This is a genomic window from Mesorhizobium sp. M1409 (assembly GCF_040317535.1).
In the GTDB taxonomy this organism is placed as follows: Bacteria; Pseudomonadota; Alphaproteobacteria; order Rhizobiales; family Rhizobiaceae; genus Mesorhizobium.
This window is the reverse complement of the sequence record NZ_JAMYKV010000045.1, coordinates 1-24,886: the sequence shown is the minus strand read 5'-3', so window position 1 is coordinate 24,886 and position 24,886 is coordinate 1. Positions and strand designations below refer to the sequence as shown.

Genomic DNA, 24,886 nt, shown 5'->3' with positions numbered 1-24,886 from the left:
GGCCAAAACGTTATTAATAGGGTCCTGTTGCCAAATTGGCACAGTTGCATGGCTTTACGCGGGCTAGCGCCCGGCCGCAATCGCCGCCGGTTGGCCAGGTTCAGCCTCTTCGATTTTCTCCGAAAACAGGCCACGCCGGAGGAACAGCGTCCGCGCGTCCCTGGCCGTCGGCGCGATCCTTGCCGGCCAGTCGCTTTCGATGAATTCGGCCTTGGTGAAGTCCGGATTTGTCTCGCAGGCCGCTTCCAGGAATTCGGCGATCTCCAGCACGATGGCGCGTTCGTCCTTCGAAAGCGCCGACGTGCCGGCTTCGATCGACGGGCGATGGACGAAATCCTCGAACAGATCGAAGTAACCCTTAATGCCGACGAGATCGACGCCGCCGTCGCAATCGGCCAGGATTTCCAGGATCTCATAGATTCTGTTGCGGATACGCTGCTCGATCAATCTTTCGGAGGGCTCGTCGGTCATGTCGATCACGGGGGGCGCGCCGAACGCTAGAAGGGCAGTTTCATTCCCGGCGGGATCGGCAGACCGGCGGTCAGCGCCTTGGTCTTTTCCTGCATGATCTGCTCGACCTTGGTCTTGGCGTCATTATGGGCGGCCAGCACCAGATCCTCGAGAATCTCGACATCGTCCTCCTTGAACAGGGATGGATCGATCTTCAGCGACTTCATCTCGAATTTTCCGGTCAGCGTGACGTTGACGAGGCCGCCGCCGGCCTGGCCGGATGCTTCCAGCGTGGCGATCTCGTCCTGCATGGCCTGGAACTTGGCCTGCATTTCCTTCGCCTTGCCCATCAGGCCGAGAAGATCTTTCATGGTCGGGTCCTTTGCGGATTCGTGGCTGGATCAGGTTTCGTCGTCGTCAGCCAGCGGCTCGACCGGCACTTCGGCCTCGGTCGTTTCGGCTTCCGGCGCGTCTGGAATGCGCACGTCGATGATCTTGGCACCGGGAAAGCGCGCCAGGATGGCGGCCACCGTCGGGTCGCTCTTGGCATCGAGGAAGGCGTTCTCGCGCTTGGCCGATTCCATTTCGGCGAGCGTCTGGCCACCCTCTTCCTTCGACAGCGAGACAAGCCAGTTGCGGCCGGTCCAGGCGCGCAGCTTCGTCGTCAGGTCGTTGAGCAGCATCTTGGGCGCGTCGCTGGTCAGGCCCACGTCGATACGGCCGGGCTCGATGCGCACGAGACGGATGCAGCTCTTGACCAGCACCTTGAAGGCGATGTCGCGTTGCGCGTCGGCCAGGGCAATGATGTCGGCGAGCGATTTCAGCGGCACCGATTGCGCTTCCGCGACCGGTTCCGGCGGAGCGACGAAGGCAGCGGGAGCTGGCGTGGCTTCGACCAGCCGCATGGTCTGTGCGCCGCCCGATCCGGCAGGCATGCGCGTCTGCGCCACCGCGCTGGCGCCACCGCCATTGCCGGAACTTGCGGGCGCGCCATTCGGACGCGGCGCGCCATTTTGCGCCGGCGCTGCGCCCTCGAGCGATCTCAGCGCCTCGTCCAGCGTCGGCAGGTCGGCGGCGTGCGCCAGCCGGATCAACACCATTTCAGCCGCACTGACCGGCCTGTTGGAGGACTGCACCTCGGGAATGCCCTTGAGCAGCATCTGCCATGTCCGCGACAGCACCCTGACCGACAGTGTCCTGGCGAAATCCGCGCCGCGCTGCCGCTCGTCTTCGGAGAGCGAGGCGTCCTCGATGGCCGTCGGCACGAAACGCAGCCGGGTGACCAGGTGGTTGAACTCGGCAAGATCGGTCAGCACGGCGGCCGGATCGGCGCCGGTATCGTACTGCGCGCGGAATTCGCCAAGGGCGGCCGCCACATCGCCCTTCATGACATGTTCGAACAGGTCGACGATGCGGGCGCGGTCGGCGAGCCCCAGCATCGCCCGAACCGCATCGGCGCTGACGGAGCCGGCGCCATGGGCAATCGCCTGGTCGAGGATGGAGAGCGAATCACGGGCCGAGCCTTCGGCGGCGCGGGCGATCATCGCCAGCGCGTCGTCGTCGACCGAAATGCCTTCCTTGGCCGATATCGAGGAAAGATGCGCGACCAGCGCGCCAGCGTCGATGCGCCTCAAGTCAAAGCGCTGGCAGCGCGACAGGACGGTGATCGGAACCTTGCGGATTTCGGTGGTGGCGAAGATGAATTTGACGTGCGGCGGCGGTTCTTCCAGCGTCTTCAACAGGCCGTTGAAGGCCTGCGTCGACAGCATGTGCACTTCGTCGATGATGTAGACCTTGTAGCGGGCCGAGACCGGCGCGTAGCGCACGCGCTCGATGATGTCCCTGATATCGTCGATGCCGGTGTGCGAGGCGGCGTCCATCTCGATGACGTCGACATGGCGGCCTTCCATGATCGCCTGGCAATGCTCGCCGAGCACGGCAAGGTCGACCGAAGGCTGGTCGATATCAGCGGTTTTATAGTTCAGGGCACGCGCGAGTATGCGCGCCGTCGTGGTCTTGCCGACGCCACGCACGCCGGTCAGCATCCAGGCCTGGGCGATACGGCCGGTGGCAAAGGCATTGGTGAGGGTGCGCACCGTCGGCTCCTGGCCGACCAGTTCGGAGAAATTCGAAGGACGGTACTTGCGCGCCAGCACGCGATAGGCGGCGGCCTTGCCATTCTCCAGGCTTTTTGGTCCCGAATTGCCGGCTTCGCTCATACGCCCGTAAAGCTCCAAATGGCCGCGCCCGAAAGCGGCCGATTCCTGCGCATAGTCTCGCCCGCGCTGCAATGCGTCGTCAATGTCGCGAGAGGGGCCGATGAGGTGGGAGGCTGGAACAATGACCCGTTCCGGGCTCGTTAGGGCTGCTTCCTTCCGGACCTGACCCGGTTGGCGAGTGGATCGTCCACCACCAACCTCCCGCTGTCCATATCGGCAATTCGACGATGAAATGCAAGTGCGCAGAAGAAATCCCTGGTTCCTTCGCAGCATTCGCCAGCGCGTTGGGCTGACGGAGCATCAAACGAAAAACCCGCCTGTACGGCGGGTCACTGGCGCAAATCAGCACCATGGACAAACATGTACCATAGCTGAGGTCACGAAATCAAGAAAAAATTCCTATCGTGAAAAGCTGCCGACCGCGAGGGGCGCAATGATTCGCTTGCAGCCCTCTTGCCGCCGCTCTAGCGTTCCTGCGTTTGAAGAAACCAAGAAAAGCAAGGGAAACGCCGATGATGACGGGCCTGAAGGCCGGATTCACGCTGGACTCCCGGCTGGAGGCGGACAGCGAGCAGTTGATGTGGCTTGGGCTGTGCGAGTTGCGGGTGATGAACGACCGCCGCTGGCCATGGCTGCTCCTAGTGCCGCAGCGGCCCGGCGCGGAGGAGATCCACGACATGACGCCGCTCGACCAGGCGATGCTGACCTTCGAGACCAATATGGTGGCGCAGGCGCTGAAGAAAGCGACCGGCTGCACCAAGATCAACACCGGCGCGCTTGGCAACATCGTGCGCCAGTTGCACATCCACGTCATTGCGCGTTCGGAAGGCGATCCCGGCTGGCCAGGCCCGGTGTGGGGACACGGCCTGCGTGAGCCCTATCAACGTTCCGACCTGCGGCGGTTTGCCGAAACGATCAAGGCGGCGCTATAAGCGTTCCCCGTGTCCATTCCGCAACCTACCCCAGAGTCTCCATGAGCTTCCGCCTGTTTGACGCGCCCTTGCGCGAGCCGAGCCAGTTCGTCGGCTTTGCCGGCAACACCATCGACCGGCAGTCCGAAAACCGCGCCGACGATTCGGTCAACAAGGCGCTCGCCGACCCGGCGACGCGACTGCTCCTGATGAATGGCGGCCGGCTCTATCTGAAACTCGGGGATGGCAACGGTCTCGACCCCTGGTTCGCCGCCGCCGAGAGCGAGGCCTTCAAGGTTTCCCTGGCGCAGGGCATCCTGCTCGGTTTTTCCGAACTTGGACCGGTGCTGGCGGTGCCGGCCGGCATCGACGCCGAGCAATTGCCGGAAACCATCAAGGCCATCGACTATCGCTCGGTCTATATGCAAGGGCTGATCGACGAGGCGGCTGCCGGCGCGATGGCGCAAGGGGCGGCCCTGCTCGCCTGGCATGCCAGCCATCGTTTCTGCAGCAAATGCGGCACGCAATCGCAGATGCGGGCCGGCGGCTACAAGCGGCATTGCCCGAATTGCGGCACCGAGCATTTTCCCCGCACCGATCCGGTGGCGATCATGCTGACGGCGACGCGGGAGAAGTGCCTGCTCGGGCGCGGCCGGCATTTCGCGCCGGGCATGTACTCGGCCCTTGCCGGCTTCATCGAGCCGGGCGAGACGATCGAGGCGGCGGTGCGCCGCGAGACGCTGGAGGAGGCCGGCATCAGGCTTGGCCGTGTCGTCTACCACGCCAGCCAGCCCTGGCCGTTTCCCTATTCGCTGATGATCGGCTGCTTCGGCGAGCCGCTCAACGACGATATCCAGGCCGATTTGAACGAGTTGGAGGACTGCCGCTGGTTTGCCCGCGACGAGGTGCGTTCGATGCTGACCAGGGAGCATCCCGGCAATTTGGTCACGCCACCGAAAGGCGCCATTGCGCATCATCTCATTCGCGCCTGGGTCGACTCAGAGTGATGGCAGCGAGTATCGAAAGACATTTCAGGAGCAGAAAATGATCCGTCACACCGTCGTCTTCACGCTGAAGCATCCGCCACATTCGCTGGAGGAAAGGAGGTTCCTGGTCGACGCCAAGAAAATCCTCACCGCGATCAGGGGCGTCACGCATTTCGAGCAATTGCGGCAGATCAGCCCCAAGAACGATTATCATTTCGGCTTCTCGATGGAGTTCGCCGACCAGGCTGCCTACACCAGGTACAACGATCATCCCGACCATGTCGCCTTCGTGCGCGACCGCTGGGTGCCGGAGGTCGAGACATTCATGGAAATCGACTACGTGCCGCTGGGCGCGGTGATCTAGTCAGCGACCTTCCACTGCTCACGCGACGCGCTGGCCGGGTAGACGCCGAGAATTCGCACTTCGCGTGAGAAGAAGCGAAGCTCGTCCAGCGCCAGCTTGACCAGCGGATCTTCCGGATGACCCTCTATGTCGGCGTAGAACAGCGTCGCGGTGAAAGCCCCCAGCTGGTAGCTCTCCAGCTTGGTCATGTTGATGCCGTTGGTGGCGAAACCGCCCATCGCCTTGTAGAGCGCGGCCGGCACGTTGCGGACGCGGAAGATGAAGGTGGTCATCATCTTGACGTCCGGTGATGGGCGCTCGGCCCATTGCTTGTTCTTGGTGAGGACGACAAAGCGGGTGACGTTGCTGTCGGTGTCCTCGACATTTTGCTCGATGATGTCGAGCCCATAGAGCGTCGCGGCCAGCGCCGGCGACAGGGCCGCCATGGTGCGGTCCTTGACCTCGGAGACCATCTTGGCGGCACCGGCCGTGTCACCGGCGACGATCGCCTTCCAGCCGTTCTTGCGGATGTATTTGCGGCACTGGCCAAGCGCGTGAATGTGGCTGTGCACGGTCTTGATCTCATCGCGTTTGACCCCGGGCAGCGCCATCAGCTGGAAATGGATGGGCAGGAAATATTCGCCGACGATGTGCAGCTTCGATTCCGGCAACAGATGGTGGATATCGGCGACCCGTCCGGCAATGGTGTTCTCGATCGGGATCATGGCGAGGTCGGCCTTCCCCGTCTCGACCGCGTTGAACGCGTCCTCGAAGGTCGGGCACGGCAACGGCTCCATCGATGGATAGACGTTGCGGGAAGCGGTGTCGGAATTGGCACCCGGCTCGCCCTGGAAGGATATTCTGTTGGTCTTTTCAGGCATGGGCCAATTCTCGGGTTTCTCAGTTTGAAAGGATCGTTCTGGCGCGTTCAAGATCTTCCGGTGTATCGACGCCCAACGGCAGCGATTGGACGATCTCGGCGTCGATGCGCATGCCGGCTTCCAGCGCCCGTAGCTGCTCCAGCCGTTCGCGGCGTTCCAGCGGCGACGGCTTCAGCGCGACGAAACGCTCGAGCGCGGCACGGCGATAGGCATAGAGGCCGACATGATGATAGAGCGGCCCGTCGCCCCAAGGCGCCGTGGCGCGGGTGAAATAGAGCGCCCTCAGCCTGGTGCCGGAGAGCGGCGACCCGACGATCTTGACGACGTTGGGATTGGTCTTTTCCTCGTCACGGACGATCTCGACACCGAGGGTGGCGATGTCGACCGCGCTATCCTCGAACGGCCTGAGCGATGCGGCGATGATGCCGGGATCGATGGTCGGCAGGTCGCCCTGCACATTGACGATGGTTTCGACCTTGCGCTCGGGATCGAGCGCGACCAGTGCCTCGTGAATGCGGTCGGAGCCGGATTCGTGGTCCATGCGCGTCATCACGGCTTCGAAACCATGCGCACGCACCGCATCGGCCACGCTTTGCGTGTCGGTCGCCACCACGACCCGGCCGAGGCCGGACTCGGTGGCGCGGCGGGCGACATGGACGATCATCGGCGCGCCAGCGATGTCGGCCAGCGGCTTGCCCGGCAGGCGTGTCGAGGCCATGCGGGCCGGGATCAAGATCAGCGTGGACATGCGCGGTGCAAGGCGTCTCAAGGAGGGCAGGGAAAGTGGCAAAAGGTCTCACTGGAAGCGCCCTTATAGGTGTTGCAACGCCGCAGCAAAAGACCTAGTTTCCGCCCGATTTAACCGCCCTGGCAGGGTGGGGTCACGATACCGACGGACGGAGTGGACGGTTCGGTCCGCCGGAAAAGGGAGCAAGGGGCGTATGGATTCCACCGAAGTCAACAAACTGCTCGCCGGATTGCTCGGAACCGTTTTCGTCGTCTTCTCGGTCGGCATTGTGTCCGACGCGCTGTTTGCCTCGCCGGCGCCGGAAAAGCCCGGTTTCGCCATCGAGGCCGCCGAGCCCGCCGAGGGCGGTCCGGCAGCGCCCGCCGCCGAAGCCAAGCCGATCGCCGACCTGCTGGCGACCGCCAATGTCGAGCAAGGTGCTGCCGTCTTCAAGAAATGCCAGGCCTGCCATTCCGGCGAAAAGGGCGGCCCCAACAAGGTCGGCCCCGATCTGTGGGATATCGTCGACCGCCCGGTGGCCGAGCATGAAGGGTTCGCCTATTCGGCCGGCATGAAGGAATTTTCCAAGGGCGGCGCCGAGAAGTGGACCTACGACAACATCAACCACTTCATCACCTCGCCGAAGAAATTCGTGAAGGGCACCGCGATGGGTTTCGCCGGCCTGCCCAAGGACGAGGACCGCGCCAACGTCATCGCCTATCTACGCACGCTGTCCGACAATCCGAAGCCGCTGCCGGCGCCAGGCGCTGCCGCCGACGCAACCGCGCCCGCCAAGCCGGCCGATGGTGCCGCCCCGGCGAAGCCGGCTGAAGGTGCCGCGCCAGCCAAGCCGGCAGCTCCGGCCGCACCCGCACCGGCTCCCGCTCAATAACCGGATATCATCTCGACGACCTTGAACAAGCCGGGTTCAGCCCGGGCCCAAGGCCCGCTTTTTCGTTAGTCGATCCGCAGCTGCTCTTCTCGTTATTCTGCCCCGTAGGCGTTGCGCCGCTCCTGTGTATCGGCCCCAACGTCGGCGCGCGGGTCGGAGTAGTCGCTAATTTGTGGATTAGTGCTCTTCACGAGCCTACTGTGACTCCATGTCGACTCAACCACCATTCTTGCCGCAGAAGATCGCTGACCTAGCCGAAATTTGCGGCAATTGCGGAACGATTGTGCGGCCCGATTTATGGACACGTCACGAGGAGCCATTTATCCCTATTTATCCTGATGGGACGAAAGGTGAAAAGGGCGCTTGGTTCCAACAAACTACAGAGCAAGAATGCTCCTGCGGTTCGAAAATCAGCTTTAACTTGAATCCAAAACCTTTTGAGCATCATGTCTTTTTCTACGGCGACGACGCTGAAAGACAGGTCGGGCCATATGATCAACATGCTTATTCATTTATCGGCGCGACATCTGGCCCGCTGCAGGACATTGATCGTGAATTGGCGGCGCTAAAGGTCAAATATGTTCCCGATCGAGATCCGAAGGAATGGCGAATACACACGACGGAGATGATGGATCCAAAGAAGAGGATTCTGAAATCTCCTTACAAGAATTTTGAATATTCAGAAGTTATCGATTTTTTCAGCTCCTGCGCCGATATACTTCGCGCAAGAGAGCCGTACCTGTGGAATGCTCACATTTTTGGCTTTTTGAAAACACCGAGTGATAGGAGGATTAGAGGCAAGGCCTTGAAAGAGGCGAAAATAATTTCTCATATCGCGATTCTGTCAAATCTAATTTATATGGCAACTTCCCAATCTCTTCTTCCAATTTTTACGATGGACGCGAGTAAGCCTGTGAAAAATTACCCTCATATAGAGGGGTGGTCTTACGATAGCTTTCTCGGGTCGAAGAATTTTTTAGCCCACGCCTTTCTCGCGCATGGTCAAGACATTCCTGCCCCCTCGTTTCTACCGCCAGGAAGTCACCCTTGCCTCGAATTGGCTGATGTCCATGCGTTTTTTGCGGCACGAGACGCTTTCTGCAGGGCTTTAGGGAAAGCGCCCGAATTACCCTTAGAGAAGTTTGGAAAATTCACTTATTTGGCAATGATCGATGGCAATCGAGTCGAGCCGGCTGGCCAGACAGGAATTGCCGATCGTTACATCCCGAAAATATCCTAAGTCTCGATGCTGGCGCAGCTTAGCGCCTTCTCGAAAGCTGCGTGGTCTTAGGCCGTTGCCTCTGCGTCGTGCGGCTTCCGTATCGGATAGCGCCTCAAAAAATGGATAGCAACGGACACTACGTGACATATTTTCGTCGGGTTCAGCCCGGCTTTTTCGTTAGGAAAACCGCATAGGCGGCGACAAAGCCGCGCATGGCGGTTTTCACGAGCGCCAAATCGTCTAGATTGTCCATGAACGGGCATTGCGAAGAGGATAGTGCATGACGGTTGGCCGGACGCTTCTCAAGTCGATGCTGGCGGCAGCTCTTCTGGCGGCGGGATTGCAGACGAGCCATGCCGACGAATGGCGCACCACCTCATCGCTGATCGGCGAGTCCAAATACGGCGACCATTTCCAGCACTACGACTACGTCAATCCGGACGCGCCTAAGGGCGGCACGTTGAATTCGGTGGTGCTCGGCACCTTCGACAGTTTCAATCCCTACATCGTACAGGGATCGCCGGCCGCCGGCCTGGTCGGGTTCGGCGGCGGCCTGCTCTACGACACGCTGATGGAGCAGGCGACCGACGAAGGCAGCACCAGCCATCCGCTGATCGCGGATGCCTACAAATATCCCCCCGACTATTCCTCGGCGACCTACCGGCTCGACCCGCGCGCCAAGTGGCATGACGGCCAGCCGATCACCGTCGACGACGTGATTTGGTCGTTCCAGGTGCTCAAGGCCAACAGCCCGCAATACAGCCGCTATTTCGACAATGTCACCGATGCGGTGGCGATTTCGGACCGCGAGGTCGAGTTCCATTTCAACCAGAAGGGCAACCGCGAACTGCCCAAGATCATCGGCGACCTCGCCGTGCTGCCGAAGCATTGGTGGGAAGGCACCGATGCCAACGGCAAGAAGCGTGACGTCACCAAGCCGACGCTGGAAATTCCGCTCGGGTCGGCGGCCTACAAGATCGCCAGCTTCAAGCCGGGCTCGGAAATCATCTGGCAGCGCGTGCCGGACTACTGGGCGGCCAAGCTGCCGGTGAAGATCGGCCGCGAGAATTTCGACACGCGACGCTACACCTATATCCTCGACGACAACGCTGCCTGGCTCGCCTTCACCAAGGGCGGGCTGGAGGATATCAACCGCGAATTCAGCTCGCGCAAATGGGCAACGGCCTACAACTTCCCGGCATTCCAGGCCGGCGACGTCGTCAAGAAGGACTTCCAGACCAAGGCGCCGCAACCGATGCAGGGCTTTGCCCTCAATCAGCGGCGGCCGCTGTTCCAGGACCGGCTGGTGCGTGAGGCGCTGACCATCCCGTTCGATTTCGAGAGCATGAACCGCACCCTGTTCTTCGGCTTCAACACCCGCACATCAAGCTATTTCCAGGGCACCGAACTGGCGTCGAGCGGGTTGCCGCAGGGCAAGGAACTGGAGATCCTGGAAAAATACCGCGACAAGCTGCCACCCGAACTCTTCACCCAGGAATTCAAGCTGCCGGTCTACGATTCGCCGCAAGCGGAACGGAAGTACCTGAAACAGGCGGTCGATCTCTTCGCCAAGGCGGGCTGGGCGATCAAGGGCGGCAAGATGGTCAATGCCAAGACCGGCGCGCCGTTCAAATTCGAAATCCTCGGCTGGAACGACACCGATCAGGTGATCGCCAGCCCCTACATCGCCAATCTGCGCAAGATCGGTGTCGACGCCACTTTGCGCATCATCGACCAGACGCAGTACATCAACCGGGTCAACAATTTCGATTTCGATGTCGTCACCGGGATTCTGCAGCAGTCGGAATCGCCGGGCAACGAGCAACGCGACTTCTGGAGCTCGAAAGCCGCCGACTCGCCCGGTTCGCGCAATCTGATGGGCATCAAGGATCCTATCGTCGACGCGCTGGTCGACCGCATCATCTTCGCCACCGATCGCGACGACCTCGTCGCCGCCACGCACGCACTCGATCGCATCCTGCTGTGGAACTTCTATGTCGTGCCGCAATATCACCGCTCCGCGGTCTGGCTGGCCTACTGGAACAAGTTCGGCTTCCCGGACAAGCAGCCCGCCTATGTCGGTGCCGACATCGATTCCTGGTGGATAATTCCCGACAAGGAAAAGGCGCTGGCGGCCAAATACAGGGGCAGCAATTGATGGCGGTGCTGCCCCGCCGTGATTTCCTGGCGCTGGGCGGCGCGGCCGCGGCCGCGGCCCTGCTGCCCGGGAAGGCTTTTGCCGAAATTGCGACCGGCACCAAGCTGCATGGCCTGTCGGCCTTCGGCGATCTCAAATATAAGCCGGATTTCACGCATTTCGACTATGTCAATGTCGATGCGCCGAAGGGCGGCACCTTCAACTTCTCGCCGCCGAACTGGGGCTACAACCAGAACACCCTGACCTTCAACACGCTGAACTCCTTCACCCAAAAGGGCGATGCGCCGCCGCGCATGGAGATGTGCTTCGACGGGCTGATGGTGCGGGCGCTCGACGAGCCCGATGCCGTCTACGGCCAACTCGCCGACGGCGTGATGCTGTCGGACGACCGCAACAGCTTCACCTTCTCGCTTCGCCCCGAAGCGCGTTTCCACGACGGCTCGCCGCTGACGGCGCAGGACGCGGCCTTTACCCTCAAGCTCTACAAGGACAAGGGCCATCCCGATCTGTCGCTGTCACTGACACATATGGTCGACGCCGTCGCGCTGGATGATCGCACGCTGCGGCTTACTTTTTCCGGCAAGCAATCGGCCCGGACCGTGCTCAACATCGTCGAGTTCCCGATCCTGTCGAAGGCCTTTTACACGGCCAATCCATTCGACAGTTCGCAACTGAACCCGCCGCTCGGTTCCGGCGCCTACAAAGTCAGGCAATTCTCGGCCGGGGCATGGATCGAGTATGACCGGGTTGCCGACTATTGGGGCCGCGATCTGCCGGTCAATCGCGGCCAGAACAATTTCGACCGCATTCGCATCGAGTTCTATCAGAACCGGGCGGCTGGCTTCGAAGCTTTCAAGAAGGGCGAAATCACCTACCGCGAGGAGTTCACCTCACGCGTCTGGGCCACCGCTTATGATTTCCCCGCATTTTCCGCCGGTAAGGTGATCAAACACGAATTCCCAGCGGAAAAGCGGCCAACAATGCAGGGAACCGCAGTCAATCAACGGCGCGAACAGTTTCGCGACGCGCGCGTGCGCCAGGCGATCGCTCTCTGCTTCGATTTTGAATGGACCCGGCGCAACTTCTTCTACGGTTCCTACGAGCGCTCGCAATCCTGCTTCGAGAAATCGGACTTCCGCGCCGAGGGACCGCCTTCGCCGCAAGAACTGGCCTTGCTGGAGCCGCTGCGCAGGCAGATTCCGGCAGAAGCGTTCGGCGCGGCCGTGGCTCTGCCCGCATCCGACGGCTCCGGCCGCGACCGCAAATTGCTTGGCAAGGCGGCGAAGCTTCTCAACGCAGCGGGCTGGAAACGGTCCGGCGACTTCGTCGTCAACGACAAAAGCAACAAGCTTTCGGCCGAATTCATGGTCGACGACGACACATTCGTGCAGGTCTATTCGCCTTGGGTCGCCAACATGAAGGCGATCGGCATCGACGCCACGATCCGTCTGGTCGACTCGGCGCAGTACCAGTCCAGACAGGCAACGTTCGATTTCGACCTGCTGTCGGCCGCTTTCTCGTTCAGTGCGACACCGACGCGCGACGATGTCGAGGTCTTCTTCCATTCCAGCACCGCCAACCTCTCGGGGTCACGCAACCTGCCCGGCGTCTCGAGCCCCGCGATCGACACGCTGATCGACGCCGTCGGCGCGGCAAAGGACCGTGAAACACTGACCGTGGCGATGCGGGCGCTCGACCGGGTCTTGCGCGCGCGGTGCGATTGGATTCCAAGTTGGTTTCTGGCGAATCACCGAAGCGCCTATTGGGACATGTTCGGCTTTCCCGAACAAAAGCCCGATTTCGGCTTTCCGGTCGAGGCGCTGTGGTGGTTCGATAAGGGCAAGGCGGCAAAAATTGGCAAAGGCTGAGATGTTCGCTCAAGCAGGGCAAAAGGCCTGATGGGCGCCTATATCCTGCGCCGCATCCTTTTGATGATCCCGACGCTGTTCGGCATCATGGCGATATCCTTCGCCGTGATCCAGTTTGCCCCCGGCGGGCCGGTCGAGCAGGTCATAGCCAGGCTGACCAACCAGGGCGGCAGCGACCGCCTCGGCGGTGGTGGTGGTGGCGACGCAGGCGGCAGCGCCAATTTCGATGCCGCCAGCGATGTCAGTTCGAAATATCGCGGCGCGCAGGGCCTCGATCCCGAATTCATCAAGAAGCTGGAAAAGCAGTTCGGCTTCGACAAGCCGCCGCTCGAGCGCTTCGGCATGATGCTGTGGAACTATATCAGGTTCGATTTCGGCGACAGCTATTTCCGCGACATTTCGGTCCTCGACCTGATCCTCGAAAAAATGCCGGTGTCGATCTCGATCGGCCTGTGGATCACGCTTCTATCCTACCTGATCTCGATCCCGCTCGGCATCCGCAAGGCGGTCAAGGACGGCAGTGCGTTCGACGTCTGGACCAGCGGCGTCGTCATCGTCGGCTATGCCATCCCGGGCTTCCTGTTCGGCATCATGCTGATGGTGCTGTTTGCCGGCGGATCGTTCTGGGACTGGTTTCCGCTGCGTGGCCTCACCTCGGACAATTGGGATCAGCTGTCCTGGTGGGGCAAGATCGTCGATTATTTCTGGCACATGACCTTGCCGCTGACGGCGCTGGTGCTGTCGGCCTTCGCCACCACGACGCTTTTGACCAAGAACTCGTTCCTGGAAGAGATCCGCAAGCAGTATGTGGTGACGGCGCGCGCCAAGGGCCTGTCGGAACGGCAGGTGCTCTACGGCCACGTCTTCCGCAACGCCATGCTGATCGTCATCGCCGGCTTTCCCGGCGCCTTCATCTCGGCCTTCTTCACCGGTTCGCTGCTGATCGAGAACATCTTTTCGCTCGACGGCCTCGGCCTGCTAGGCTTCAGATCGGTGGTCGAGCGCGACTATCCCGTGGTGTTCGCCAACCTCTACATCTTCTCGCTGCTCGGACTGTTCGTCGGGCTGCTGTCCGACCTGCTCTACACCTGGGTCGATCCGCGGATCGATTTCGAGCGGAGAGACGTCTGATGTCGGAGGCCACTGTCACCGCGGAAGCGCCACCCGCGCGGATCAAGCGGCCGTTTCTGTCGCCGCTCAACAAGCGCCGCCTGCAGAATTTCAAAGCCAACCGGCGCGGCTACTGGTCGCTGTGGATCTTCCTGGTCCTGTTCGTGCTGTCGCTGTTTTCCGAATTCATCGCCAACGACAAGCCGATCATCGCTTCCTACAAGGGCGAGATCCTGTTTCCCGTGCTGGTTGCCTATCCCGAGGAAAAATTCGGCGGCTTCTACGCCGTCACCGATTATCGCGACCCGGTCATCCAGGACGAGATCAACGCCAATGGCTGGATGATCTGGCCGCCGGTGCGCTACTCCTATCAGACCGTCAACAACGCCATTCCGGAGGCGGCCCCGGCCAAGCCGTCCTGGGAGTATGACGCCAAGACGCGATGCAACCAGTATCCGCAAGGTGCTGACGACCCGGCCTGCGTCGTCGGCAACTGGAACTGGCTCGGCACCGACGACCAGGCGCGCGACGTGCTGGCGCGCGTCATCTACGGCTTTCGCATTTCGGTGCTGTTCGGCCTGATCCTGACCGCCGGATCGGCCCTGATCGGCGTCGCGGCCGGCGCCGTGCAAGGCTATTTCGGCGGCTGGACGGATCTGCTGTTCCAGCGTTTCATCGAAATCTGGTCGGCGATCCCGGTGCTCTACCTCCTGCTCATCGTCGCCGCTATCCTGCCGCCGGGGTTCTTCATCCTGCTCGGCCTGATGCTCCTGTTCTCCTGGGTGGCACTGGTCGGTGTGGTGCGGGCCGAGTTCCTGCGCGCCCGCAATTTCGAATATGTCAACGCGGCGCGCGCGCTCGGCGTGCCCAACCGCACCATCATGTTCCGGCACCTGTTGCCCAACGCCATGGTGGCGACATTGACCTTCATGCCCTTTCTGCTCTCGGGCTCGATCTCGACGCTGACTTCGCTCGATTATCTCGGCTTCGGCCTGCCGCCCGGCTCCGCTTCGCTCGGCGAACTGCTCAAGCAGGCGCAGCGCAACCTCAACGCGCCGTGGCTCGGCATTTCCGGCTTCATCGTCATCTCGCTGATGCTGTCGTTGCTGGTCTTCGTCGGCGAGGCGACACGCGACGCCTTCGATCCGCGCAAGACGTTCAGATGACAACGATGCGGATCGGCATTCAGCATGATATATTCCCGGTGAGGCAGTTCGAAACGAAAATGAGCATATGCATTAATTGTCGAGATGACTGATGGCGATGGTCAATGACGGATCAGAAGCGGCAGATCCTCATATCGAACCAACGGAAGGACAGAGGTGTGAATAAGGTCATCCTTGAGCATTACCCTGCATCCAAACTCCCGGATGAACTGCGAGAGGGTATAGCTTTGAGCGCCTCGGTTAAGGTGACGATAGAGGAGGAAGCCAAACAGCCTCTCGGCCACAAACAATTGCTTGAACTTATGCGGAATGCGCAGGCCAACGCGGCGGGAACAAGTCTCGACGAGGCTGTTGCGCGTGTTCGTGCCCTCCGCGATGAGTGGGAGGATTGATGGCCGCCTTCCGGCTTTACGTCGATACGAACATTTTCATCTACGCTTTCGAAAATAACGATGCTCTGGCAAAAAAGCTGCTTCAGCTCATTTCAATGAACGAGGGCAGAAAGCAGCCTTTCCTCGCGACAAGCGAACTCGTGCTGGCAGAGTTGATGGTTGACCCTCTGAAAAAGAGCAATGAGCCGCTTGTCGAGCTCTATGACAATGTTTCGATTGGCAACGCTTTTGTCTCGATTGGGACGGTAACTCGCGAGGTTCTCTGGCACGCAGCACAGCTTCGCTCGCAATTCATTTCTCTCAGGCTGCCGGATGCTATTCACCTTTCGACGGCGATGCATTTCGGATGCACGCAATTTCTGACTGCCGATACCAGATTGAAGGAAGCCTATTCTATCGCACCAAATCGGCTTGTCCCTCCCCAATTGACAGCGCAAATTTCGATCATACGACCGGAGATTTCTGCCCTTGATAAAGTTATAGCGGAAATTGATACATGACTGCTTCCTTGCTCTCCGTTCGCGACCTCAGCGTCACCTTTGCGCAAGGCGGACAGCAGTCGATGGCGGTCGACCATATCTCGTTCGACATCGCCAAGGGCGAGACGGTGGCGCTGGTCGGCGAATCCGGCTCCGGCAAATCGGTGTCGGCGCTCTCGGTGCTGAAGCTGTTGCCCTATCCCAGCGCCAGCCACCCGTCAGGAAAGATCCTGTTCCAGGGCGCCGACCTGCTTGCGATGAGCGAGAAGCAGTTGCGGCAGGTGCGCGGCAACAAGATCACCATGATCTTCCAGGAGCCGATGACCTCGCTCAATCCGCTGCACACGATCGAGCAGCAGATCGTCGAGATCCTGAAGCTGCACCAGGGTATGGCCGACCGCCCGGCCAAGGAGCGCACGCTGGCCTTGCTCAACGAGGTCGGCATCCGCGATCCGCAAAAACGGCTCGATGCCTATCCGCACCAGTTGTCCGGCGGCCAGCGTCAGCGCGTGATGATCGCCATGGCGCTGGCCAACGAGCCGGAACTATTGATCGCCGACGAGCCGACGACGGCGCTCGACGTCACCGTGCAGGCGCAGATCCTCGAGCTGCTGGCCGGCTTGAAGAGCCGCAAGGGCATGTCGATGCTGTTCATCACCCACGACCTCGGCATCGTGCGCAAGATTGCCGACCGGGTCTGCGTGATGACCAAGGGCAAGATCGTCGAGACCGGGCCGACCAAGGAGATTTTCGCCAATCCCCAACATGCCTATACAAGGCATCTGCTGGCCGCCGAGCCGAAGGGCAAGCCGCCGGCCGCCAATGCCGCGGCCAAGCCTGTCATGACTGGCAAGGACATAAAGGTCTGGTTCCCGATCAAGCAGGGCTTCTTCCGCCGCACCGTCGACAATGTGAAGGCGGTCGACGGCATCGATGTCACCGTGCGGGCCGGCCAGACGCTGGGCGTGGTCGGCGAATCCGGGTCCGGCAAGACGACGCTCGGCCTGGCGCTGGCGCGCATGATCTCGTCGACCGGGACCATCCAATTCAACGGCCGCGACATCAACCAGCTGACCTTCAACGCCATGCGGCCGCTCAGGCGCGAATTGCAGATCGTCTTCCAGGATCCGTTCGGCTCGCTCAGCCCGCGCATGTCGATCGCCGAGATCATCGAGGAAGGCCTGAAGATCCACGAGCCTAAGCTGTCGCCAGACCAGCGCGACGACAAGGTGGCCGCCGTGCTGAAGGAGGTCGGCCTCGATCCGGCGACGCGCAACCGCTACCCGCACGAGTTTTCCGGCGGCCAGCGCCAGCGCGTCGCCATCGCGCGCGCCATGGTGCTCAACCCGCGCTTCGTCATGCTGGACGAACCGACATCGGCACTCGACATGAGCGTGCAGGCGCAGGTCGTCGACCTGTTGCGCGGCCTGCAGGCCAAGCACGACCTGGCCTATCTTTTCATCAGCCACGACCTCAAGGTCATCCGCGCGCTCGCCAACGACGTCATCGTCATGCGCAATGGCAGGATCGTCGAAGCCGGTCCTTCCCAGCAGATTTTTGAAAATCCGCAAACCGACTATACTCGGGCGCTGATCTCGGCCGCCTTCAAGATCGAGACGGCACCGGTCGGCATCGTCAGCGAGTGACTAGAGCAATTCCGGGAAAAGTGTGAAACGGTTTTCCGTCCGGAATTGCGCCAAACAAATAGAGAGAGCGGCTCAGCGTTTCCATGAAACTATGAACCGGTGGCGTAAAGAGGGACTAGAAGTACAGCTATGGAAAAAGGCCGCATCCTGCTTGCCGTCACCGGCTTTCACCCGCAGCGCTGGCGCGACCTTTTGTCGGCCGAACGCGAGGTGGTGCTGGAGCCGGACGGCGCCAGCGACCCGTCGATCACCTATGCCGTGGTGTGGAAGCAGAAGCCGAACATCCTCGCATCGCTGCCCAATCTGCGCGCCATCTTCTCGATCGGCGCCGGTGTCGACCATATCTTCGCCGACCCCGGCCTGCCCGACGTGCCGATCGTCAAGGTCGTCGCCGACAACCTCACCCAGTACATGACCGAATATGTCGTCTGGCGGGTGCTCGACCATCATCGCCAAGGTCTGCTTTACCGCTCGCAGCAGTCGAAGAAGGTCTGGCACGAGCCGCAGCAAAGGCCGGCCAGCGACATTTCCGTCGGCATCATGGGCCTCGGCAGCCTCGGCCGCGCGGCGGCCTCGGTGCTGCTATCGCTCGGCTTTGCCGTCAATGGCTGGTCGCGCAGCGACAAGGCCATGGAAGGCGTGGCGACCTATTCCGGCGAGGCCGGACTTATCCCTTTCCTCAAGGCGACCGACATCCTGGTGGTGCTTTTGCCGCTGACGCCGGACACCAAGGGCATCATCAACTATGGCGTGCTGAAGGAATTGCGGAAGCGCAACGGCCTCGGCGGCTCGGTGCTGATCAATGCCGGACGCGGCCGCCTGCAGAAGGACGCCGACATTTTGCGGGCGCTGGATGACGGCACGCTGAAGGAGGCGAGCCTCGACGTGTTCGAGGTCGAGCCGCTGCCGAAGACCAGTCCGCTGTGGCGGCATCCAAAAGTGTTCGTCACGCCGCACGCGGCGGCGACCTCCGACCCCGTCCATCTGGTGCCGATCATGCTGCGCCAGATGGACGCCTTCGAGCGCGGCGAAAAGCTCGACAATCTGGTGGACCGTAAGGCGGGGTATTAACCAGCCAGGGCGAGCTTCTTCTGCTTGTCCGGCTGGCCGCATTCGCGGCGATCGATCGACCGGTTCATGGCATCGATCTCGCCACTCGCCTGGTCGGTGTCGCGCTTGGCCTTGGAGCGCATGTCCGGCGTGAACGGGCCGAAGCCCATCGCCGGATTGGAGAATGTCGGCTTGGCCGTCGTCGGAAGTCTGTATTGCTGCGCCAGCCCGTTGCGCTGCGCCAGCAGCTGGTCGCACGGAACGCTGTCATACCGCAGGGAGGACTGGATGTTGGCGTCCTGCCGTTCCGACATCGAATTGCCGCCAACGCAGCCGGCGGTCAGCACGCAAGATGCCAAGACAATCATGTTCCAGCGCATCGACTATGCTCCTCCTGATATACCGCTCTGATCCGACCAGATCGCAAATATCAGTCGCTCATGCAAATCGGACTTTTTCGCAGCACGGATATTTGTGAGGACGGCGAGACAGCGGGCTCATGCCGCCGGCAGCTTGCCCGCCACGACGACCAGCCCGTTGACGGGTTCCCGCCGGTCTTGCCTGATCACGGTCGTTTCCAGGGACAGGACCGAAAATCCGTTGGCAGCCAGGACGTCACGCACATAGTGTTCCGCATGCGCGTAGCGGCGCGATGGCTGCAAGACAAAATCGCCATCGCCGGCCAATCTCTCGACGGAAAACGCGAACAGGCCACCGCTGGCCAGCAAGCCGGCAATCGTCTTCACAACGCCGTCGAGCGCACCGACGTAGATGAAGACATCGGCCACCGCCACCAGCTCGGCTTTCGGGCCGGCATGGACAAAATCCCGCAGATCGGCCTTATCAAGGAAATCGTAGACGCCCTTCGCACGGGCCTTTCTCAGCATCCTTGCCGAAATGTCATAACCCTCCAGCCGATCGACGATCGGCCGCAGCCTCTGCCCCATCAGGCCGGTGCCGCAGCCGAGATCGAGCGCCAGCGGGAAGCGGCCTGGCCTTGCCGTTCGAATGGCCTGATCGAGCAACTCAGGCAGCCGGTAGCCCAGTCTGTCGACCAGTGATTCATCGAAGCTCTCGGCATAGTGGTCGAACAAGGTCTCGACGAAGGCGCTGGGGAGCGCGTCGACCGCCGGCGCCTTGCCGATCAGTTGCAGGTTCAGTGCGGCGCCTTGATGATCCGATGGATCGAGTTGCAGCGACATCGTCCAGGCCCGTGCTGCCAGATCCGGCGCGCCCGCCGCCTGCTGGATCTCGCCGAGGCGAAACCAGCCCATCGCCCATTGCGGTGTCATTTCCAGCGCACCGAGCAGCAATTCCGCCGCTGCCGCGTGATCGCCATCCGCATGGAGCATCTCGGCATAGTCGGCACGGCGATCGGCGTTCAAGTCGCCGGACGAGGCCTGAAGCGGTTTCATGGCGATGGGTCCTGCCGGCGGATCGAGCCGGCGGTGCTGTATGCGGGAGTCAGCAGTCACTTACAACAGGCTTCCCGCAGCGGAATTATATCCTATCTTGGGACCATGCGCGCCAGCGACCTGCTTCATCCCCGGCCCGAGGGCCTTTATTGTCCGCGAGGCGATTTCTTCATCGACCCGGTGCGGCCGGTCAACCGGGCGTTGATCACGCATGGCCATTCCGACCATGCGCGTTCCGGCCACCGCTCGGTGCTGGCGACGCGGCAGACACTCGACATAATGGGCCTGCGCTACGGCGACGATTTCGCGGGAACGACACAAGCAGCCCGGCTCGGCGAGACGATCGACCTCAACGGCGTCGGCGTCAGCTTCCACCCAGCCGGCCATGTGCTGGGCTCGGCACAGATATCGGTCGAGCATCAGGGCATGCGCATCGTCGCCTCCGGTGACTACAAGCGGCAGAGGGACGCCACTTGCGCGCCATTCGAACCGATCCAGTGCGATGTGTTCATCACCGAAGCGACCTTCGGCCTGCCGGTGTTCCGTCATCCACCCGACACCGAGGAGATCGCTCGCCTGCTGAAATCGGCGGCGCAGTTCCCCGAACGCTCGCATCTGGTCGGCGCCTATGCGCTTGGTAAAGCTCAGCGGGTGATGCGGCTGTTGCGCGACGCAGGCTATGACAAGCCGCTCTACATCCATGGCGCACTGGCCAAACTCAGCGAATACTACCAGAGCCAGGGCATCGACCTCGGGCACCTGGAGCCGGCAACCGTCGAAAGTGGCGGTAAGGATGATTTCACCGGCGCCATCGTCGTCGGCCCGCCATCGGCCTTCGCCGACCGCTGGGCACGGCGCTTTCCCGATCCGATCTCGTGCTTCGCTTCGGGCTGGATGCGCATCCGCCAGCGCGCCAAGCAGGGCGGTGTCGAACTGCCGCTGATCATCTCCGACCATGCCGACTGGGATGAACTGACCGCCACCATCAAGCAGACCGGAGCCGAGGAAATCTGGGTGACGCATGGCCGCGAGGAAGCGCTGGTGCGCTGGTGCGAACTCGAAGGCATCGCCGCCCGGCCACTGCACCTGGTGGGGTACGAGGACGAGGGCGATTGATGGCATGAACCGCTTCGCCGAACTTCTCGATCGCCTGGTGCTGACGCCGTCGCGCAACGGCAAGCTGACCTTGCTGACCGACTATTTCCGCACCGTGGAGGATCCCGATCGCGGGCTGGCGCTGGCTGCCATCACCGGCGATCTCAACATCGCCGCGGTCAAGCCGGCGATGCTGCGCACGTTGGTCACCGAGCGCATGGATCCGGTGCTGTTCGGCTACTCCTACGACTATGTCGGCGATTTGGCCGAGACAGTCTCGCTGGTCTGGCCGCAAACGCCCGGAAACATCGCGAATCGCGAGCCGACGCTGGGCGAGGTCGTCGCGAAGCTACAGGCGGCAAGCCGTTCCGACGGGCCGAAGGTGCTAGCAGGGCTGCTCGACAGCGCCGGCATCTCGGCCCGCTTTGCCATCATCAAGCTGGTCACCGGCGGCCTGCGCATCGGTGTGTCGGCGCGGCTGGCCAAACAGGCGCTGGCGGATTTCGGCAAGGTCGATGTCACCGAGATCGAAGAGCTTTGGCACGGGCTGTCGCCGCCCTACACGGCGCTGTTCGCGTGGCTGGAGGGCAAGGCCGACAAGCCGCGGAATACGGCGATGGCATCGTTTCGCCCGGTGATGCTGTCGAACCCGGTCGGCGATGGCGATCTCGAAAAGCTCGATCCGGCGGATTATGCGGCCGAGTGGAAATGGGATGGCATCCGCGTCCAGGCGGTGGCCGAAGGCGGCATCCGCCGGCTCTATTCGCGCACCGGCGACGATGTTTCGGGCGCCTTTCCCGACCTCGCCGACGCCATGCATTTTTCGGCGACGCTGGATGGCGAGCTACTGGTCGGCGATCCCCGAGAGGCGACAGGGACATTCTCCGATCTGCAGCAGCGGCTGAACCGCAAGACGGTGACGCCGAAGATGCAGCAGCAGTACCCGGCCTTCATGCGCTGCTACGATGTGCTGCAGATCGGCGACGAGGATTTGCGCGCGCTGCCGTTTCGCGAGCGCCGCGACCGCCTCGAAAACTTCGTGAAGACGCTCGACCCAAGCCGGTTCGATCTGTCGCCGTTCGTCGAATTCTCAGACTGGCATGCGCTGGAAGAACTGCGGCGGGTACCGCTGCATCCAATCATCGAAGGTGTCATGCTGAAGCGCTGGGACTCACCCTATGTCGCCGGCCGGCCGAAAGGTCCGTGGTTCAAGTGGAAGCGTGATCCGCACACGGTGGACGCGGTGCTGATGTATGCCCAACGCGGCCATGGCAAGCGCTCCAGCTTTTATTCAGACTATACGTTCGGCGTCTGGTCGGGTGCTGAAGGCGAAGAAGAGCTGGTGCCGGTCGGCAAGGCCTATTTCGGCTTCACCGACGAGGAGCTGAGGCAGATCGATAAATATGTCCGCGACAACACGGTCGAGCGTTTCGGCCCGGTGCGCTCGGTGCGGGCCGACCGCGACAACGGCCTCGTGCTGGAAGTCGCCTTCGAGGGGCTCAACCGCTCGACCCGGCACAAATCCGGCGTCGCCATGCGCTTTCCCCGTATTTCACGGCTGCGCTGGGACAAGCCGGCCAACGAGGCCGATCGCATCGAGACGCTGCAGGCGCTGCTCGATCGTTAGCTCGCTCTTTCAGCGCCTGATGCTTTACGGCTCGACCGAAACCCGGATCTCGTAGATGTCGGCGGCCTTGCCCTGCTTGTCGAAATCGGAATTGATGGCGATCGTGCCCGCCGAGCCGGGACGCTTGTCGGGAAACTTCACATCGAACAGATATTCGTTCTGCTGCTGGCCGACCGCGTAGCGTTTGCGGCCGCAATCGCCGAGTTCGCCGAAATTGCAATCGACGGAGATCTGCGTCTCCTTGCCCTCCTCGGAGCGGGCGATGATGTCGAACACTGCATGTTTGCCGGCGAGCTTCTCCAGCACGCCTTGCCCGACGTCGAAGCTGATCGCCGAGCCGGAGGCGCCGGAACGGATGCGCAGGAACGACCCGGTATCGTCCTTCATCACCTCGGCCTTGGCGTCCGACGGGGCGCTGACATGCGACGCGTCGGTCGGCGAAAACACGTTGATCCAGTCGTGCGCCTGGTCCGCGGCGCCGGGCTTTGCCGGGCCGCCTTCGGCCGGTGTGAAATCGTCGTCGTCGACGGTCGGCGGCGCTTGCGGCGGGGCGGTGTCGAGTTGCGCCTGTGTCTTGAAGACGCCGGTCTGTACGGCGAAGAACAGGCCGATGCCAACAGCGGCAAGCAGCGTCACGGTCAGGAAGATGGCGGTCAGCGGCAGGCGACGCCCCCTTATGCGCCGTTCATCGCGATCGGGCGCCACTTCCGCCGCGGCACCGGCCGGGGCCGGAGCCGACTTGTCGATGGATGGGGCGTCGGGAAGGGCGGCGTCCGGCATGATGTCGGGAACGACGGGCAGCACACGCGAGCGCGGCGCATCCGAGGCAGAGCGCGGCGTGTCGGCAGCGGATTGCACTGGCTCATCGACGGCAGCGGGTGACGGTGCCTGCTGGCCGGTCTCGACCGCAGGCGCCGAGTCCGCACCAAGCTCGATCGCCGGTGCATCGCCCCGCGGGCCGACATCCGGCACCGCCGGCAGGAACTCGGATTCGATTTCAGTGATTTTCACCTGGATCGCCTTGCGGCGCTTGATGGCGAGTTCCACGGTCACGTCCGGATTGGCCTTCAGCGCGCGGTCGAGCGCGGAAAAAGCCGCGCGATAGACCCTTTCGCGGAATGCGCGGTCCTCGGCGTTGCCTTTCTCCAAGGCGTTCCGGATCGCTTTTTCGATCGCGTCCAAGCGGGTCCCTCTGTCCGTTCGCCAACCTTGCCATGATCGTTAGCCGCAGGCGGCCAATCAATCAACGGGCGAGCGGCGCATTCTGCCTTGGAGAGGTGTGCAAAGTCCATTGCGGCACTGTTCCGGCAACGAAATCAGCATGTTTCATCGATTTTCACGCGCCGGAGGCGTGCGCAGCGCGACCTCGCGACCGATTTGCGAACGACGCGGCGGCCGGCTTTCGATGGCGGCACGAGACGCTCGCATGAATCGCCAAGTCACATCTTGAATTCACGGCCGGTTGCGTCTATCACCCCCGCATCTTGGAGGCCCTGGCCTCCCGGGCCGCTTTAGCTCAGTTGGTAGAGCACATCATTCGTAATGATGGGGTCAGGTGTTCGAGTCACCTAAGCGGCACCACTTCTCCCAAACGAACAGTCAATGGCGCCCTCAATGCGCGAAGCCTCTTGCGGCCGGCCTCTCGCTTCTTTGTCGATTGTCTCGGCTGAATGCTTTGCCGGACAGGATCGGTGTCCCTGTTGGTCCGACAGCATCTTGGTGTGGGGTGGAGGCCTCGCCTCGGGATCGAACCGAGGCTTCAGAGACTTGCCGTCTCCAGCGTAGCCGCTCCGCCACGACCCTCTCGACCTCACCGAAATCCACCCGCGATGCATCGCCTTCGCGCCCGATCGTGCTCACGACGTTCCGGCCGTCGTCGCGCTGCTGGTGCAAAGGAATGCGGCGCCGGCGAAGTACATCCGCCATTGTCGAGACCCTGGTTTGGTGTGAAACTCGTGGCCTCAGCATGGGAGGTCAAAATGCCCAATACTTTCAAGACCGGAGACGTCGTCAGGCTGAAATCCGGGGGCCCCAGGATGACGGTGAGCGATGGCGCGGCCTCGGGTATGTATATGTGCCACTGGTTCAACCGCGAGGGCGAAGTGTGGACCCCGCAACATGCCGGGTTCAAGCCTGAACAACTGGTTGCGGCCGAACAGTCGGACTAGTACCTCTGCACAGGGATTATGACTCTTTGGCCGTTGGCTTTGGATAGGCCTTGGCCAATTTAAGGCGCGCTTGTTCGGTTG

24 protein-coding genes, 1 tRNA gene and 1 other RNA gene are annotated in these 24,886 nt (G+C 61.9%); 17 read left to right on the top strand and 9 right to left on the bottom strand.

From position 1 onward, the window contains the following. Positions 1-63: 63 nt before the first annotated feature. From NKG99_RS27230 to ffs, 4 genes are all read right to left on the bottom strand, one after another. A complete protein-coding gene (locus NKG99_RS27230; RefSeq protein WP_352872099.1) occupies positions 64-471 on the bottom strand; it encodes a hypothetical protein in 408 nt (135 codons plus the stop codon). A gap of 26 nt (positions 472-497) precedes the next feature. Next, entirely contained in the window at positions 498-821 is a 324-nt protein-coding gene (locus NKG99_RS27225) for a YbaB/EbfC family nucleoid-associated protein (protein ID WP_013527931.1), read from the bottom strand. A 30-nt stretch (positions 822-851) separates the two neighbouring features. Continuing rightward, positions 852-2,669, bottom strand: coding sequence for a DNA polymerase III subunit gamma/tau (locus NKG99_RS27220; RefSeq protein ID WP_352872098.1), 1,818 nt, complete (start codon positions 2,667-2,669; stop codon positions 852-854). Positions 2,670-2,774: 105 nt separating this feature from the next. Next, positions 2,775-2,871: signal recognition particle sRNA small type (gene ffs / locus NKG99_RS27215), an RNA gene on the bottom strand. A gap of 310 nt (positions 2,872-3,181) precedes the next feature. Here ffs and NKG99_RS27210 point away from each other — a divergent pair. From NKG99_RS27210 to NKG99_RS27200, 3 genes are read left to right on the top strand one after another with little or no spacing between them, the layout of a single operon-like run. Then, positions 3,182-3,601, top strand: coding sequence for an HIT domain-containing protein (locus tag NKG99_RS27210; RefSeq protein WP_352872097.1), 420 nt, complete (start codon positions 3,182-3,184; stop codon positions 3,599-3,601). Positions 3,602-3,642: 41 nt separating this feature from the next. Continuing rightward, a complete protein-coding gene (gene nudC, locus NKG99_RS27205) occupies positions 3,643-4,587 on the top strand; it encodes an NAD(+) diphosphatase (protein ID WP_352872096.1) in 945 nt (314 codons plus the stop codon). A gap of 37 nt (positions 4,588-4,624) precedes the next feature. Beyond that, positions 4,625-4,930 (top strand): Dabb family protein, encoded by a 306-nt coding sequence (locus tag NKG99_RS27200; RefSeq protein WP_352604110.1) that lies wholly within the window; start codon positions 4,625-4,627, stop codon positions 4,928-4,930. Here NKG99_RS27200 and NKG99_RS27195 read toward each other — a convergent pair. Together NKG99_RS27195 and NKG99_RS27190 are read right to left on the bottom strand one after the other, a co-directional pair. After that, complete coding sequence (locus NKG99_RS27195; protein ID WP_352872095.1) at positions 4,927-5,790, bottom strand: prephenate dehydratase; 864 nt, start codon at positions 5,788-5,790, stop codon at positions 4,927-4,929. The two genes, NKG99_RS27200 and NKG99_RS27195, sit on opposite strands and share 4 nt — an antisense overlap. A 19-nt stretch (positions 5,791-5,809) precedes the next feature. Further along, the gene (locus tag NKG99_RS27190; RefSeq protein ID WP_352872094.1) at positions 5,810-6,538 is read right to left on the bottom strand and encodes a 3-deoxy-manno-octulosonate cytidylyltransferase; all 729 of its coding nucleotides are present in this window, start codon (positions 6,536-6,538) and stop codon (positions 5,810-5,812) included. A gap of 193 nt (positions 6,539-6,731) precedes the next feature. Here NKG99_RS27190 and NKG99_RS27185 point away from each other — a divergent pair, with 193 nt between their 5' ends. The 10 genes from NKG99_RS27185 (at position 6,732) to NKG99_RS27140 (ending at position 18,521) form a co-directional block, all read left to right on the top strand. After that, positions 6,732-7,409, top strand: coding sequence for a c-type cytochrome (locus NKG99_RS27185; protein WP_352872093.1), 678 nt, complete (start codon positions 6,732-6,734; stop codon positions 7,407-7,409). A 208-nt stretch (positions 7,410-7,617) separates the two neighbouring features. Then, on the top strand, positions 7,618-8,649 hold the full coding sequence (locus tag NKG99_RS27180; protein ID WP_352872092.1) for a hypothetical protein: 1,032 nt from the start codon (positions 7,618-7,620) through the stop codon (positions 8,647-8,649). Between the two features lie 262 nt (positions 8,650-8,911). After that, positions 8,912-10,789 carry an extracellular solute-binding protein gene (locus NKG99_RS27175; RefSeq protein ID WP_352872091.1) on the top strand — a complete coding sequence of 626 codons (1,878 nt, stop codon included), beginning with the start codon at positions 8,912-8,914 and terminating at the stop codon, positions 10,787-10,789. Further along, entirely contained in the window at positions 10,789-12,657 is a 1,869-nt protein-coding gene (locus NKG99_RS27170; protein ID WP_352872090.1) for an extracellular solute-binding protein, read from the top strand. The genes NKG99_RS27175 and NKG99_RS27170 overlap by 1 nt, the downstream gene beginning before the upstream one ends. A 30-nt stretch (positions 12,658-12,687) precedes the next feature. Further along, complete coding sequence (locus NKG99_RS27165) at positions 12,688-13,788, top strand: microcin C ABC transporter permease YejB (RefSeq protein ID WP_352872089.1); 1,101 nt, start codon at positions 12,688-12,690, stop codon at positions 13,786-13,788. Next, positions 13,788-14,933, top strand: coding sequence for an ABC transporter permease (locus NKG99_RS27160; protein WP_352872088.1), 1,146 nt, complete (start codon positions 13,788-13,790; stop codon positions 14,931-14,933). Before NKG99_RS27165 ends, NKG99_RS27160 begins: the two co-directional genes overlap by 1 nt. 104 nt (positions 14,934-15,037) lie before the next feature. Then, positions 15,038-15,325, top strand: a complete 288-nt coding sequence (locus NKG99_RS27155; RefSeq protein ID WP_352872086.1) for a hypothetical protein — start codon at positions 15,038-15,040, stop codon at positions 15,323-15,325. Next, positions 15,325-15,825 carry a type II toxin-antitoxin system VapC family toxin gene (locus NKG99_RS27150; RefSeq protein WP_352872085.1) on the top strand — a complete coding sequence of 167 codons (501 nt, stop codon included), beginning with the start codon at positions 15,325-15,327 and terminating at the stop codon, positions 15,823-15,825. The genes NKG99_RS27155 and NKG99_RS27150 overlap by 1 nt, the downstream gene beginning before the upstream one ends. Continuing rightward, positions 15,822-17,450: an ABC transporter ATP-binding protein gene (locus NKG99_RS27145; protein ID WP_352872084.1), complete on the top strand. Its 1,629-nt coding sequence runs from the start codon at positions 15,822-15,824 to the stop codon at positions 17,448-17,450. The genes NKG99_RS27150 and NKG99_RS27145 overlap by 4 nt, the downstream gene beginning before the upstream one ends. Positions 17,451-17,579: 129 nt before the next feature. Then, positions 17,580-18,521 (top strand): 2-hydroxyacid dehydrogenase, encoded by a 942-nt coding sequence (locus NKG99_RS27140; RefSeq protein ID WP_352872083.1) that lies wholly within the window; start codon positions 17,580-17,582, stop codon positions 18,519-18,521. Here NKG99_RS27140 and NKG99_RS27135 read toward each other — a convergent pair. Next, positions 18,518-18,880: a hypothetical protein gene (locus tag NKG99_RS27135; protein ID WP_352872082.1), complete on the bottom strand. Its 363-nt coding sequence runs from the start codon at positions 18,878-18,880 to the stop codon at positions 18,518-18,520. The genes NKG99_RS27140 and NKG99_RS27135 overlap by 4 nt on opposite strands. Before the next feature lie 117 nt (positions 18,881-18,997). Beyond that, positions 18,998-19,915 carry a class I SAM-dependent DNA methyltransferase gene (locus NKG99_RS27130; RefSeq protein WP_352872081.1) on the bottom strand — a complete coding sequence of 306 codons (918 nt, stop codon included), beginning with the start codon at positions 19,913-19,915 and terminating at the stop codon, positions 18,998-19,000. 105 nt (positions 19,916-20,020) lie between these two features. Between NKG99_RS27130 and NKG99_RS27125 the strand changes: the two genes are divergently transcribed. Together NKG99_RS27125 and NKG99_RS27120 are read left to right on the top strand one after the other, a co-directional pair. Then, positions 20,021-21,031, top strand: a complete 1,011-nt coding sequence (locus NKG99_RS27125; protein WP_352872080.1) for a ligase-associated DNA damage response exonuclease — start codon at positions 20,021-20,023, stop codon at positions 21,029-21,031. A gap of 4 nt (positions 21,032-21,035) precedes the next feature. Continuing rightward, a complete protein-coding gene (locus NKG99_RS27120) occupies positions 21,036-22,637 on the top strand; it encodes a cisplatin damage response ATP-dependent DNA ligase (protein ID WP_352872078.1) in 1,602 nt (533 codons plus the stop codon). A gap of 24 nt (positions 22,638-22,661) precedes the next feature. On the opposite strand, the gene NKG99_RS27115 is transcribed toward NKG99_RS27120, so the two are convergent. Beyond that, positions 22,662-23,819, bottom strand: a complete 1,158-nt coding sequence (locus NKG99_RS27115; protein WP_352872077.1) for a hypothetical protein — start codon at positions 23,817-23,819, stop codon at positions 22,662-22,664. A gap of 323 nt (positions 23,820-24,142) precedes the next feature. On the opposite strand from NKG99_RS27115, the gene NKG99_RS27110 reads away from it, so the two are divergent. Both NKG99_RS27110 and NKG99_RS27105 read left to right on the top strand, forming a co-directional pair. After that, a tRNA-Thr gene (locus NKG99_RS27110) sits at positions 24,143-24,218 on the top strand. A gap of 398 nt (positions 24,219-24,616) precedes the next feature. Next, positions 24,617-24,805 carry a YodC family protein gene (locus NKG99_RS27105; protein WP_352872076.1) on the top strand — a complete coding sequence of 63 codons (189 nt, stop codon included), beginning with the start codon at positions 24,617-24,619 and terminating at the stop codon, positions 24,803-24,805. Positions 24,806-24,886: the final 81 nt, after the last annotated feature.